Source organism: Streptomyces sp. NPDC002698, assembly GCF_042888945.1.
Taxonomy (GTDB): domain Bacteria; phylum Actinomycetota; class Actinomycetes; order Streptomycetales; family Streptomycetaceae; genus Streptomyces.
Genome location: NZ_JBIAQM010000012.1, coordinates 151,224 through 163,374 on the forward strand (window position 1 = coordinate 151,224; position 12,151 = coordinate 163,374).

At 61.4% G+C, this 12,151-nt stretch carries 19 protein-coding genes and 1 pseudogene; 19 read left to right on the plus strand and 1 reads right to left on the minus strand.

The annotated features are described in order from the left end of the window. Positions 1 to 132: 132 nt before the first annotated feature. Entirely contained in the window at positions 133 to 453 is a 321-nt protein-coding gene (locus ACFYW9_RS19355) for an HNH endonuclease (RefSeq protein WP_389151500.1), read from the minus strand. Positions 454 to 952: 499 nt separating this feature from the next. Here ACFYW9_RS19355 and ACFYW9_RS19360 point away from each other — a divergent pair, with 499 nt between their 5' ends. The 19 genes and pseudogenes from ACFYW9_RS19360 to ACFYW9_RS19450 all read left to right on the plus strand — a co-directional run bounded on the left by ACFYW9_RS19360 (position 953) and on the right by ACFYW9_RS19450 (position 12,149). Continuing rightward, a complete protein-coding gene (locus ACFYW9_RS19360) occupies positions 953 to 1,438 on the plus strand; it encodes a hypothetical protein (protein WP_389151503.1) in 486 nt (161 codons plus the stop codon). Positions 1,439 to 1,809: 371 nt separating this feature from the next. Beyond that, positions 1,810 to 2,193, plus strand: coding sequence for a hypothetical protein (locus ACFYW9_RS19365; RefSeq protein ID WP_389151506.1), 384 nt, complete (start codon positions 1,810 to 1,812; stop codon positions 2,191 to 2,193). After that, entirely contained in the window at positions 2,181 to 2,963 is a 783-nt protein-coding gene (locus ACFYW9_RS19370; RefSeq protein WP_389151509.1) for a PD-(D/E)XK nuclease family protein, read from the plus strand. The genes ACFYW9_RS19365 and ACFYW9_RS19370 overlap by 13 nt, the downstream gene beginning before the upstream one ends. A gap of 54 nt (positions 2,964 to 3,017) precedes the next feature. Continuing rightward, positions 3,018 to 3,176, plus strand: coding sequence for a hypothetical protein (locus ACFYW9_RS19375; RefSeq protein ID WP_389151512.1), 159 nt, complete (start codon positions 3,018 to 3,020; stop codon positions 3,174 to 3,176). Positions 3,177 to 3,250: 74 nt separating this feature from the next. Beyond that, positions 3,251 to 3,997, plus strand: coding sequence for a hypothetical protein (locus tag ACFYW9_RS19380; RefSeq protein WP_389151515.1), 747 nt, complete (start codon positions 3,251 to 3,253; stop codon positions 3,995 to 3,997). A gap of 562 nt (positions 3,998 to 4,559) precedes the next feature. Further along, complete coding sequence (locus tag ACFYW9_RS19385) at positions 4,560 to 4,856, plus strand: endonuclease VII domain-containing protein (protein ID WP_389151518.1); 297 nt, start codon at positions 4,560 to 4,562, stop codon at positions 4,854 to 4,856. Next, entirely contained in the window at positions 4,849 to 4,986 is a 138-nt protein-coding gene (locus ACFYW9_RS19390) for a hypothetical protein (protein ID WP_389151521.1), read from the plus strand. The genes ACFYW9_RS19385 and ACFYW9_RS19390 overlap by 8 nt, the downstream gene beginning before the upstream one ends. Before the next feature lie 16 nt (positions 4,987 to 5,002). Next, a pseudogene (locus ACFYW9_RS19395) lies at positions 5,003 to 5,194 on the plus strand (CHC2 zinc finger domain-containing protein); the annotation flags it as partial. Positions 5,195 to 5,213: 19 nt separating this feature from the next. Then, positions 5,214 to 5,894 (plus strand): toprim domain-containing protein, encoded by a 681-nt coding sequence (locus tag ACFYW9_RS19400; RefSeq protein WP_389151524.1) that lies wholly within the window; start codon positions 5,214 to 5,216, stop codon positions 5,892 to 5,894. Beyond that, a complete protein-coding gene (locus ACFYW9_RS19405; protein WP_389151527.1) occupies positions 5,891 to 6,091 on the plus strand; it encodes a hypothetical protein in 201 nt (66 codons plus the stop codon). The genes ACFYW9_RS19400 and ACFYW9_RS19405 overlap by 4 nt, the downstream gene beginning before the upstream one ends. Then, positions 6,088 to 6,501: a DUF3310 domain-containing protein gene (locus tag ACFYW9_RS19410; RefSeq protein ID WP_389151530.1), complete on the plus strand. Its 414-nt coding sequence runs from the start codon at positions 6,088 to 6,090 to the stop codon at positions 6,499 to 6,501. Before ACFYW9_RS19405 ends, ACFYW9_RS19410 begins: the two co-directional genes overlap by 4 nt. Beyond that, the gene (locus ACFYW9_RS19415; protein WP_389151533.1) at positions 6,498 to 6,677 is read left to right on the plus strand and encodes a hypothetical protein; all 180 of its coding nucleotides are present in this window, start codon (positions 6,498 to 6,500) and stop codon (positions 6,675 to 6,677) included. Before ACFYW9_RS19410 ends, ACFYW9_RS19415 begins: the two co-directional genes overlap by 4 nt. 9 nt (positions 6,678 to 6,686) lie before the next feature. Then, positions 6,687 to 7,493, plus strand: a complete 807-nt coding sequence (locus ACFYW9_RS19420) for a metallophosphoesterase (protein ID WP_389151536.1) — start codon at positions 6,687 to 6,689, stop codon at positions 7,491 to 7,493. Continuing rightward, on the plus strand, positions 7,490 to 8,041 hold the full coding sequence (locus tag ACFYW9_RS19425; RefSeq protein ID WP_389151539.1) for a hypothetical protein: 552 nt from the start codon (positions 7,490 to 7,492) through the stop codon (positions 8,039 to 8,041). Before ACFYW9_RS19420 ends, ACFYW9_RS19425 begins: the two co-directional genes overlap by 4 nt. A gap of 4 nt (positions 8,042 to 8,045) precedes the next feature. After that, the gene (gene nrdJ, locus ACFYW9_RS19430) at positions 8,046 to 10,097 is read left to right on the plus strand and encodes a ribonucleoside-triphosphate reductase, adenosylcobalamin-dependent (protein WP_389151716.1); all 2,052 of its coding nucleotides are present in this window, start codon (positions 8,046 to 8,048) and stop codon (positions 10,095 to 10,097) included. Between the two features lie 79 nt (positions 10,098 to 10,176). Next, positions 10,177 to 10,725, plus strand: a complete 549-nt coding sequence (locus ACFYW9_RS19435; RefSeq protein WP_389151542.1) for a hypothetical protein — start codon at positions 10,177 to 10,179, stop codon at positions 10,723 to 10,725. Between the two features lie 62 nt (positions 10,726 to 10,787). Then, a complete protein-coding gene (gene thyX, locus ACFYW9_RS19440; protein ID WP_389151545.1) occupies positions 10,788 to 11,486 on the plus strand; it encodes an FAD-dependent thymidylate synthase in 699 nt (232 codons plus the stop codon). Continuing rightward, positions 11,483 to 11,617, plus strand: a complete 135-nt coding sequence (locus tag ACFYW9_RS19445; protein ID WP_389151548.1) for a hypothetical protein — start codon at positions 11,483 to 11,485, stop codon at positions 11,615 to 11,617. Before thyX ends, ACFYW9_RS19445 begins: the two co-directional genes overlap by 4 nt. Positions 11,618 to 11,966: 349 nt before the next feature. Beyond that, positions 11,967 to 12,149, plus strand: coding sequence for a hypothetical protein (locus tag ACFYW9_RS19450; RefSeq protein ID WP_389151550.1), 183 nt, complete (start codon positions 11,967 to 11,969; stop codon positions 12,147 to 12,149). The last annotated feature ends 2 nt before the right edge of the window (positions 12,150 to 12,151 follow it).

Genomic DNA, 12,151 nt, shown 5'->3' on the forward strand with positions numbered 1-12,151 from the left:
GTGCGAGCACCCGCAGGGGACGGCGGTAGGGGAGTACCGATGCTGGAAGGACGGGACGGCTGAGATGCACTTCGAGGTGGGGCCGCCGGACGAGGCGCGCTACCGACGGCTACTCAACATCCTCTTCACTCCTCAGTCCCGCTCGGAGTAGGTCTTCCGCTTGTGGCAGGGGCGGCACAGGACCCACAGGTTCGACATCTCCCAGGAGCCTCCGCGGGCTACCGGGACGATGTGGTCCACCTCTAGGTGCTCCTTCGCTCCGCACTGTCGGCAGGTGAACCGGTCACGAGCCAAGGTCCGTGCTCTGCGCCTGGACCAGTCGGAAGGTCTCGAAGTATTTCGAGCACTTGTTCGATCCCAACTCTTCCGAATCTGATGGTTTGGGCATCGCCCGTCTCGCAGGGTTGGGGTGGTACATCCGGTTTGGAGGCAGATGCTCTTGGCTCTCGGCATGTGCTCTCCAGGGTTTGTGGCCCCGGCCGGATCCTTGTCTGGCGGCCGGGGCGATCCTCGGACTGGCTCCCGGAGCTGGTACTCAACGGGGGTCAACGAGGAAGTATGAATGGCAGTGAATAGATATGCGTTCTAACTTACGGCCCCGTAGGTGTCGGCTACACGCACCTGGCTTTGGCCACACTGTTGCGGAAGCCTGTCCACCTGGACAGTTAGCGGGTTGAGCTGGTTGGTGAGGATTCAGTAAGGAGTGTTTGCTGGCTTCTATGATCAAGAAGTTCATGATTCAACATGTCGCTTCTTTGCTGGTTCGTTCGCTCGTTTCACTCGCTCTCTACTAATAATGTCGGTGTCAAACCCGCAGGTCTGGGACATGATCACCATTAATGAGACTCAGGTCACATGTTTGAGGGGAGGGCCTGGGTGGGATAGACACCAGTTGAGATCGGGGCATGGAGCCTGTAGCCTTCGCTGAACCCTTGAGAGGACAGAGCCCAAGATGAGCAAGTTGCCCGATAACGACAAACTGAGAAAGCTTTTCCGTGAAGGTCGCAGTGATGTGGAAATTGCTGCGGAATACGGAGTGACTTATCAGGCTGTTAATAAGCGTTTGGCGGCAATGGGCTTGGAGCGTAGGCCGTGGGCGAATGCGGCTACTGCAATTCTTGAGGCAGGGTGGCCTTCCACTCGGGAGTCGAGGCGGAAGGCGTATACGGACTTGCAGCGCGGGCGCCAGCTGTATGCATTCATGCGGTGGCGCCTGGGGGACCCTGGCCTCAGTGCTGCACAGACCCGCTTGGCCGAGAACCTCGTGAAGTACGAGCGCGCGCACGACGTAGTCATCTCCCTCGACCCTGAGGCGGAGACGCCCTGGAGTTGGGTGCCCCGGGAGGCCAGTGACAAGAATCTGGTCATCCGTTGGCCGGCGGGGCGAGAGGTGCCAGTGGGCCCCTACCGCAAGGCGATCACCCTCCCTGAGGTGTGAAGACAAGGTTGTCATTCGGATGGGCCCCACTTTGAAGGCGATCACTCTCCCGGCGGAGTGATAACAGGGTTGACGCGTGTAGAACCCCAGAGCCCCATTTGTTATCGATCAGTGATCCAGTGTCCCCGATGGGCAAGTCTTGGAGTCTCGGGAGTCACGACCACATAACCCCATATCGGACATATAGAGACCTTCCGTGGCATTCCATGGAGGGTCTCTCGCGTTTTCTGCGACCGCGTCGTGATGTTACTTGCGGGTCGCGTTGCTTTCCTCATAGCGGCTGCAAAGCTGCCTCTTGTATCGCTCAAGTAAGTAGGTACTGTGAAGACAGAAGTAACCCTTCATGAGCTGCACGAAAACAGAGGGACGCAATGAGCGGACAGCGCCGCACAGCCTCTACAGAGGCCCCTGCAACGAGGCAGCGCAGTGTCCCAGATGCGAATCCCAGTCGTAACCCGACATGGGACGCGGAGACTCTGAACCAGGTAGCGGACTACTGGACCTTTGGCGTCCTCATCTTCTACACCGAGGGTGCAGTGGCCAACTGGGTGGACGTAGTCATTACAGATCGCCACCGGGAGGCGGAGACCAGTGCCCGGCTGGCGGAACTCGAAACGGAGCTGGGCGGGGACCTGGCGGACCTGGAGGTAGGGCGGGAGACCTTCGACTACCCCCACGCCATGATCCAGGGATCTTCCCAGTTCACCATCAGGCGATTCATCGACACAGGAGAGAGGCGTACTTGGACGCTCTGACACAACCGCGCTCAGTCTCGCAAGTTGATCAGTACGAGAAGTGCTCCTGGCGCTGGTACCTACAGAGGGTGGAGCGAGTCACCCCGAGGCCGGCCGCCTGGTCCCACCACGGAACGGCTTTCCACACGGCCGCGGAAGAGTGGGAGCGGTCTTCCCGCTCCCTTGACCCTGAGGCCGTCGCGGAGATCTTTCACCAGGAGTACACGGACCTGGTGAACACGGCCCTGGAGAAAGAGCCGGACACTGACAAGTGGCTGGCTGCCGGCCGCTACACGGGCGGCGAGGACATCGAGCGCCGCTACTACCTCGGCATGGATCACACGCGGGCCTACGTCGCGTGGAGCCAGGTCAACGAACCTGACATCTGGACGAACCCGGATGACGGCGAGCCCGGCCTAGAACTCTCGTTCATGGTCGAGCTGGGCGGCATCCAGGTGCGTGGCTTCATCGACCAGGCCCTCGATGAGGGGGAGGAGACGGTACGCGTCCGCGACCTCAAGACCGGCACGATGAGGTCGAAGTTCCAGCTTCAGACCTACTCCGTAGCGATGCGTAAAGCGTGGGGCGTCAACGTCGACTCCGCGGACTGGTACCTCGCCAAGACGGGCAAGCTGTCCAGGCCGGTGAAGGTCGGGGAGGTTTCGGAGGACGAGATCGGTCAGCGGTTCGCGGACATGGACGCGGGCGTGAAGCGCGGCGACTTCCCGGCGAACCCCGGCTTCGATTGCCGGTTCTGTGACGTGTCGCACGCTTGTTTTTTTGCTCCATAAGTTGAGTTCGGGGCAACGTCGATCTAGCTTGGCAATAGGGACGAAGGAACCGGCATGGCAATGATCACCAAGGCGAATGTCGCGGTCGAGTACAGCTTCAGAGAGCTGGACGTGATACGCCGCGCTCTCCAAGGGGCGCGCGACAACTACTACTTCGAGACTGACGAGGAGAGGGATCTCGTCGTGTCCCTTCTCAGCGACATGGGAGCCTAGACATCTACAGCCTGGCACAATCAGCAACACAAAAGGGAGAGGCCGGGGAACCTCTCCCTTCTCCGTACAAGGGCTTGGCCAGACAGGAAGTCGAGTTCAGGCGGGGGGAGTTCTCGCTCGTCGCTGCCGGCCCCGGCACCGGCAAGAGTCTCTTTGCTCTGAACCTCGCGCTCCACGGCAACATCCCGGTCTTGTACTTCTCGGCCGACTCCAACGCGGCGACTCAGCTCACGCGGTCGACGGCCATCCTCACCGGGGACAACATCCGGGACGTCAAGGCCAAGCTGCTGGGCGACAACTTCGATCAGTACATGGGCCGCTTGAACAAGCGGTGGTGGATTCGCTTCGACTACGACGCGCGTCCGACCCTCAAGGACATCGAACTCAAGCTGCGAAGCTACTTCGAAGTCTTCGGGATGTTCCCGCATTTGACGGTCTGCGACAACATCACAAATGTGGTCGGTGACACCCCCGCGGACTCCGCCGAAGGCTTCACGTTCGGGCTGGAGGCCATGTGTGAATACATGTCAGACATGGCTCGCGTGACGGGGTCTCATGTCCTCGCTCTCCACCACGTAGTTGGGGAGTTCAGTGATGGCTTGGCACCCATCCCTCTCAGTGGAGTGAAGGGCAAGATCGGCCGTGTGCCGAACCTGATCCTGACCATCCACAAGGAGGTGGACGAGATGGACGGCGCGATCCTGCACGTCTCGCCCTGTAAAAACCGGGAAGGCTTCGCCGACCCCAGCGGTAACACGTTCAGCAGCCTCGTGTTCAACGCATCTAACATGCAGCTCACGGACGTGGAAGATCCCCTGTAGGTATCGCACATCACAGATCAACTAGCTTTCAGAAGTTGAGTTCGGGGGCATGGCGGCCTATATTGAGAATAGGAAAGGGGCGGGGAAATGAACCGGACTTGCGGATACACACTTGAGCGGGAAATCGTTGGAGTTCTACTCGACGAGAATCCGCAAATCACTGAGAACCAGATCCGCCAGGCTGGCGGCGGGGAATCTGCTCTCATACTCTCGGTAGAGAGTGCACGCCGAATCCGGCTCGGACGGCTTTCCGCGGACCTGAAGTACCGCTCTCGGAGCGGTGAAAGTCAGGCAGTCGCGGTGTCGATGCCGACAGGCAGAGGCGTCGTATGGGAAGTCATCCCGCTTTCCGATCTCAGGTCCCTTGTCGATGAGGCAGCCTCGACCAAGGGCCTGAAGAGACTCGAAGCAGTACTGAGGTCCCGTGGCTAACCCCCGCGCCGGGTACCGGCAGTGTTCGAAATGCGAGAAAAACCGTGCGGAACGGTTCTTCGCCCCTCGGGGGAAGGTCTGCTCTTCTTGCCGGAAGACGACCCGAAGAGCCTCTTCGCATGAAGCTCGCGTGACGAACACGTACGGCCTAGGCCTCGGGGAGTTTCAGGCCCTCATGGACTATCAGGGCGGCGTGTGCGCCATCTGCAAGCAGTCGAGGCGATACCGGCTCGATGTCGACCACGACCACAAAACCGGCCTCGTGAGAGGCCTCACCTGTCGACTGTGCAACCGGCGAATTCTGCCCGGCGCCAAGGACAGCCCCGAAGTGCTGCGGAATGCAGCCGACTACCTGGAAGACCCTCCCGCGGTCCGATTCCTCGGCCGCCGCTATCACATGGACATGCGAGAAGGTAACGATGAGTGAGAAGAGCATCAACTTCAATTACCGCAAGTGGCGAGGCGAGCGGGAACTCATGGTCAGCACCTATCGCAAGTACGACTTCCCGGTTCAGGTGAGGCGGATCGGTGAGCCGGCCCCCCAGAGCGGTAAGTAAGCCGCCCATCTCTGAGGTGCTTCGGCACTACTACTCGATAGAGGTGAAGGAGCGGGCAGGGTGGACGAAAATCCTCTGCCCGCTCCACGCCGAAGAGAACCCGAGCGCCTCAGCCAGCACAGAGAAACAGCGTTGGAGCTGCTTCGTCTGTCGACTGTCAGAAGACAGCCTGGACGTCATCATGCGAGAGGAAAAACTTGGGTTCCGAGAAGCCCAGGCATGGGCACATGCCCGGTTCGGTGGAGGCAGCGAAGGCCTACCACCAGCAGCTCAAGGGCAGCCCGGCCGAGGAGTACCTCAAGGCCCGCGGCCTGGGAGAAGTGGCCGATCAGTTCGGACTGGGGTACGTCGGTTCGGCTCTGACTGGACATGAGCAAAGGCGCGGGATGCTGGCCATCCCGTATCTGAGGCCGGCAGGCGGGGCCAACGGAGCTGCGACCATCCGATTCCGCTGCATTGCCGATGAGTGCGTGAAGGACGAGAACGGAAACTTCCTCGCTCCGACCCGCAAGGAGGACCACTCCAGTCACAAGAAGTGGTTCGGGAAGTATTGGGGACTTCCAGGGGATGTTTCCCGGCTCTTCAACACTCGGGCCCTGATCACTTCAGAGTCGTTCGTCGTCATCACTGAAGGCGAGTTCGACGCAATGGCATGGGAATCCGTCGGAGTCCCCGCCATCGCATACCAGGGCACAGGGGCTTGGAAGGAGCACTTCCTTCCGCCGCTACTCGGATTCGAGACGGTCTACATCATCGCCGATGGCGATGAGCCCGGCATCAAGGCGGCCGAGGCCCTGGCCGCTCTACTTCCGAATGCCAAGGTGATCATCCTCGAAGACGGTCACGACTCCAATTCATTCATGCACGAACACGGGCCGAAGGCCCTGCGAGAGAGGATCGGCCTGTGAGGTCGAAGTGGGAGCCCGGTACACGAGTCCGGGTAAAGGCCACAGTCAGCGATGGCACGGCCGGACTGGTCGGGGTCATTGAGCGCGTCGACTACGCGCAGACCCAGGAAGCGACGTCGGTACTCATCGACGAAGCGACCGGGCTGTGGTCGAGCAACGGCGCCTTCTACTACGACGGCGAATTGGAGGCGGAGTGAAGTATTCAGTCGGTCAGGTGGTTGTTGTCTCGAATCCCAGCACGCTCTACACCGAGCAGTTCCGCGGTACGACTGGGATAGTGACCGCTCTTGTCCCGGATGATCAGTTCGCCTACGAGCTGACGTTTCGCAGTGGACAAGCTCTCGGATTCGCTGAGGAGGAGATTTCCCTCGTGTCCCCCGAGCCCTCCGAGGAACTGAAGCACGATGCCGTCGACCACCCGAGCCATTACACCTGGCTCCCCAATGGGCTCGAAGTCATCGACATCACCCAGCACTTCAATTTCAACCTCGGCAATGCGCTGAAGTACATCATGCGCGCAGGCCGCAAGGGCGACGCCGCGGAAGACCTCAAGAAGGCCGCCCGCTACCTCGAATTCGAACTCAACCGCATGGAGGCCGCGCAGTGACCCTCGAAGAGCACGCAAAGGCCATCTCGGACGCAATCCAGGCCGCCTACGACGACGGCTTCGAGCTGGACAACGGCGAGGGAATCCCTCCCTCGGAGCTGGACCTCAACAAGGTCGTTGACGGCGACATCATGGACTGGGCGGCGCTCGATCTCCCCAAGCCCACCTACTACTAGGGGAGTTGTATGCGCCGAATAGTTGTTGTCTCCGACACCCAGCTCCCCTACGAGGACAAGAGGGCTCTGAAGAACGTTCTCCAGTTCATCGGGGAGTACCAGCCGGATGAGGTCATCCAGATCGGTGACCTCGTTGACTACCCGGCCCCGTCCCGCTGGTCCGCAGGGACCCGCGCGGAGTTCGAGGGCAATGTCATCAAGGACAGCGAGTACACCAAGGCCAACTTCCTTACCCCGCTTCGCGAGGTGTACGGCGGCCCGGTGAACATCCTCGAAGGCAATCACGACGAGCGGCCGAGAAAGTATCTCGCCAGCAGGGCGCCGGCCCTCGCCGCGGAAGACACCTACTACAGGTTTGAGAACCTGCTCGACTTCAAGTCCTACGACGTGAAGTTGGTCGACCCCTACTACAGGTTTGCCCCTGGGTGGGTCGCTATCCACGGGCATGAGAGTCCGGGACTCAATCAGGTACCCGGCGCAACTGCCCGGCTGAAGGCCGTGAAGGCGGGCGTCTCGGTCGTCATGGGTCACACCCACCGCCTTGCCGTTTCGCCCCACACCACGGGGCACAACGGCAAGTTGAAGACCCTCTATGGGTTTGAGACCGGGCACTTGATGGACGTCAAGAAAGCGAACTACCTCAAGAACGGCCCGGCCAATTGGCAGCGTGGATTCGGGCTCTTCTACGCAGGCAAGTACAACGCCACCCCCCACGCGATCCCCGTCGAGGACGACGGCTCGTTCGTGGTCGAGGGCCAGCGGTATGGGCAGATCACACGAGGCCCGCGAGGTCAGTTCGTCAAGGAGGCCGCGTGACGGAGATCGACTGGGAGCCCCTGACGCTCCTGGCTGAGAAGGTCGCCCGAGAGATCGCTCTCAAGTGGTGCATTGTCGAGGTCGACGACGTGAAGCAGGAGATTCTTCTTCACGCTCTGGAAGAGCAGCACATCATTGCTGAGCACCAGGGCAACGAGGAGCTACTTCGGCGGATCTTCTACACCGCAGGCCGCCGATATGCGGCCAAGGAACGGGCGTACCTGGACCTGATGGATGACCAGTACCACTACGTGCCCGATGAAGTCCGAGGCGTTATGCGGTCGTTCATCTACACGGATGCCGAGGTGTCCCAGCAGATCGGCAAGCGAGACGACCTGACGCGATGCGTCATCACGGACAACATCCTGTCGGCCCGGGTGGATGCCGAAAAGTCCATCGGCCGCCTGAACCCTGAGTATCAGAAGGCCATCATGCGGCAGTTCGTCTACGGCATGTCTGCCGAAAGCGACGCCGACCGCAAGCGTGGATACCGGGCCATTGACGCCCTCACCGCGGAAATGAATCGCACCATACGAACTGGACGGTAAGACCCTGACCAACTGGAAGACGCCCACCGCAAAGACCGTTTACGAGCGCACCTACCGACGCACGCGACCAGACGGTGAGCTGGAGACCTGGCCCGAGACCGTACGCCGCGTCGTTGACGGGAACCTGGCCCTGGTCGAGCCTCGCTACATCGAGGACGGCGAGCGCGAGCGCCTGGTCGAGCTGATCGAGGACTTCAAGGTCATGCCCGCAGGCCGGCACCTCAAGAGTAGTGGCGTCAACAACTTCGCTCTGAACAACTGCTGGGCGGCAGGCTGGAACCCCGAGGACCCTGCCGAGCACTTCACATTCGTGCTCTTGCGCCTCGCCGAAGGCGGCGGTGTCGGCAGCAACTTCAGCAATCACTACCTGGCCGACTTCCCGGCCGTCGTCTCGCCGGTGAAGGTCCACGTTGTCTGTGACCCGGACCACCCTGATTACCTGGACATGGTGGAGGCCGGGCTCATCACCACGGAGTACGCCTACACATGGGCGGGCGCCTACGGCGTCGAGGACAGCCGTGAGGGCTGGGCTGACGCTCTCGGGGATCTGATCAGTACGGCTCACGACTCGAAGACGGTCCACCGGGACCGCGTGTATGACGTCTCGCGAGTCCGCCACAAGGGCGCTCCGCTGCGTTCGTTTGGGGGCACGGCCTCCGGTCCAGCTCCGTTTGCGGAGATGATGATCGAGATCGGCAAGATCCTCGCGGACAAGGTCGACGTGGACGACACCGACCCGTGTGGACTCGTTCGCTACATGGGATCTCGCCTGTCCGGCATGGATGCCATGGCGATAGACCACGAGATTGCGCGCTGCATAGTCAGTGGCGGTGTCCGTAGAAGCGCGCGGATGAGCATCATGCGGTGGGACGATCCGCAGATCGGCGAGTTCATGACCGCCAAGGTTGACCAGTCCCGGCACTGGACTACGAACCTTTCGATCGAGATCGATGACGCGTTCATCGAGGCCGCCGACAGCGGCCACATCGGGGCCGAGCTGGTGCTCCGCACCCTCGCTCAAGGTGCGGTCCAGAATGGCGAACCCGGCTTCTGGAACTCCTCGTTGAGCGCCGTTGGTGAGGTCGATGGCGTGTTCACGACCAACCCGTGTGGCGAAGCTCTTTTGACCCCAAATGAGCCATGTAATCTAGGTTCGGTCAACTTGTCCGCTTTCGTGGACGAGTATGGGGACGTCGACAGTGAGGGGCTCCTCGAAGCTCACCGACTGGTGACGCGGTACCTGATCCGGGCCACCTGCGCGGACGTTGCCGATCCGAAGTCGGCGGTAGCCATCGCCCGGTACCGACGTATCGGCGTCGGGCACACCGGCTTCGCTGACTTCCTGGCGAAGAACGGCCTCAAGTACTCGGAGGCTGCGGGCAGTCGGCAGATTCAGCAGACGCTGTCGCTGCTGGCCGACGAGGTGGACGAGGCCGCGGTCGAGTACGCGAACATCATGCGTATCCCCGTGCCCATCAAGAAGCGGGTGATCGCGCCGACGGGAACGATCTCCAAGGTTGCCGGGGTTAGCGGCGAGGGTATCCACGCGCCCTTCGCTGACTTTTTCCTTCGCCGCATCCGCTTCAGCATGGTGGAGCCTGAGGAGGTCCGCCAGGTCGAGGAGTACAAGGCGGCCGGGTACCACGTTGAGCCGTGCATCTACGCGGCCAACACGATGGTGGTAGAGATCCCGACCAAGGACCCGCTGGTCGGCGAGGTCATGGACAAGTCGGTGATCGAGCACGCGGGGATGCTGTCCCTGGAAGACATGCTGGGCGTCCAGGCGCTCTACCAGAAGCACTGGGCCGACCAGGCCGTGAGTTACACGGCCTCCGTCGACCCCGAGAAGTACACCGTGGACGACGTGGCAGACGTCCTGCTGGAGTTCATGCCGTACCTGAAGGGAAGCACGATCTTCCCGGAGCTGTCTCGGGAGCAGGCCCCGTACGAGCGGCTCACCCGCGAGCAGTACGAGGAGCTGGCGGCCGGCCTCGGCATCGAGTCCGAGGAGACCGGCTTCGACGAGATTTGTGCGTCGGGAGCCTGCCCAATCTGACGAGTGAACGTTGTCACATGCCCTGAAAGTTGAGTTCGGGGGCCGTTCATTGCATTCTGAAAGCAGAGGGAGAAACCAAGTGAGTTACCCCGATCCGTTCGCCGAAACGTCCCCCTGGGACGAAGAGCCGAACGCCGAAAGCAACATCCCCCCTACCGAGGAGACGAAGCCCTTGACCACTGCTGCCCCTGACGGACCTGCCCCCTTCAAAATCGGATTCACACTCAAGGCCGGAAACGGTTTTGACGCTGAATGGCTCACCCCCGCGGTCTACGGCCATTCCGCCGAGGACACCGCCCGGCGCGGCGCCGAGCTGCTGGCCGCGATGAAGTCCGAGGGTCTGATCGACCTCACGGCGAAGGCGGCGGAATACACCCGAGGCCAGTACAAGGGAAGCGGCGCCAATCCGGGCGGCGGCAGTGCTCCGAAGCGTTTCAGCGGCGGCAAGGTCGAGCGCCAGGGCGGCGGCGACGCAGCCCCTAAGACGGTCGGCGATGACTGCCCTCACGGCCGCAGCCTGGTGAAGAAGCCGACCTGGACGGCCCTCTTCTGCGACGGCCCGGACGGCGACAAGTGCGAGCCGCTGTGGCAGGACAAGAAGTCCGGCACGTTCAAGGCCAACAAGTAGTAACACCGCACGTTGATGGGGAGCCGGGTAACGGCCTGGCTCCCCTTTTGCATGGGAGCAACATGGAATTCCGGTCTGACATGACTGTCGAGCTGGCCTATCACGTCGGCCTGGACCAGGACGTCGCCAAGGCAGCTCGCGTCTCCACGCTGGGAGAGGGTGCCAAGGAAGACGGCCGGCCCGTCGAAGGTCTGATCAACTTCCTGATGCGCGACCGGCACGGCTCCCCGTTCGAGCACAACTCGATGACCTTCTACATCGAAGCCCCCATCTTCGTTGCCCGCGAGTTCTTCCGTCACAGGGCTGGGTGGAGTTACAACGAGGAGAGTGCGCGCTATAAGGAACTGGAGCCCAGCTTCTACGTTCCCGACAAGCACCGGAAGCTCATTCAGACCGGAAAGCCCGGCGCCTACTCCTTCGAGCAGGGGACCTTCCAGCACCGCGGAGCCCTCATGGGCTCTTTCCAGGTCGCTTACCGCGAGGCGCACCTTCAGTACCGGAACATGTTGGAAGCCGGTATTGCTCGCGAGGTCGCCCGCGCGGTCCTCCCTGTAGGCACGTACACCAGCTTCTATGCGACGTGCAATGCACGCAGCCTCATGCACTTCCTGAGCCTGCGGACCACTCGCCCGAACTCGGCCTTCTCTTCATTCCCTCAGCGGGAGATCGAGATGGTTGCCGAGAAGATGGAAGCGGACTTCGCAGAGCTGATGCCGGCCACCTATGAGGCCTTCGAGCGTCACGGGCGGGTGGCCCCGTGAAGATCCTCGCCACTGCTGTTCTCGTCGTCGTCCTGGTCCTCGGACAGTGGGCCTGGTTCGCGGCCCCCTGTGGCCTCTATTCCTTCGCACGGGCCGACGAAATCCCCGGCCGCTGCGTCATGAACCGATAGGAGCCTCATGGCTGTCATCTACTTCGTTGAAGGCATGGTCACGATGTACATCATCCTTCTTCTTTCGGCGATTGCCCGAGGCGAGTGACTAACCCCCACAACGTTCAGGTCTACGGTTGGGAAAACGGCGGAGTCGAGATCAGTTGCCTGCTCTGCGGAGAAGCGTTCGCGGCAGGCGGATGCGACTGCTGTGCGGGTAACGAAGTCCGACTTGTGGACCTCATCCAGGCATCCCGAGACCACGTCTGCAAGGCGACATGATGCTCGAAATCCTTCAGTACCCGATCGCATTCGTGGTCGGCTTCCTGTTCGTCTACTTCTTCGCTCGCTACCTCGAAGGGCTCCGCTAATGGCAGAAAAGGTCCGCGTCACGGTCGTCATGGAGTACGCGCCGGATCTCGACAACTACCCCGATTGTCGGACGGTGGCGGATGCCGCCGAGTTCGATGAGAGGGAAAACCCGTTCCTCGCATTCCCAGACGTGTATCTGGACGACGTCCAGAGCGTCACGTTCGAGGCTGTACCCGCTTAACA